Genomic DNA, 273 nt, shown 5'->3' with positions numbered 1-273 from the left:
ATGTAGCCAATCATGCCTTGGGTTTCTGAACCGAGAACGTCAAGTGGATATGGCGTGACGGATTTATACTCCAGCCCCTGTAAGGCGAGTAGGCCAACCTGTGGACCATTACCGTGCACGAGCACCACGTTGTATTGTTCGCCAATCGCTGCAATGGTTTTTGCTGCTTTGGCAATATTGGCGCGTTGAATGTCAGCTTCTAAAGGCTCACCCCGGCGAAGGAGTGCATTGCCTCCGAGTGCCACCACCACAGTATGAAAAAACAAACTGTGG

General features: G+C 51.3%; 1 protein-coding gene. It reads right to left on the bottom strand.

The genetic code is table 11. The annotated features are described in order from the left end of the window. Window positions 1–266, bottom strand: a 266-nt coding sequence (locus tag V0R37_RS22175) for an amino acid kinase family protein (RefSeq protein WP_489685818.1), incomplete at its 3' end; no start/stop codon positions are given. Window positions 267–273: the final 7 nt, after the last annotated feature.

It is taken from the genome of Pollutimonas rozaliensis (assembly GCF_048751585.1).
GTDB lineage: Bacteria > Pseudomonadota > Gammaproteobacteria > Burkholderiales > Burkholderiaceae_B.
This window is presented reverse-complemented; position numbering and strand designations above follow the sequence as displayed.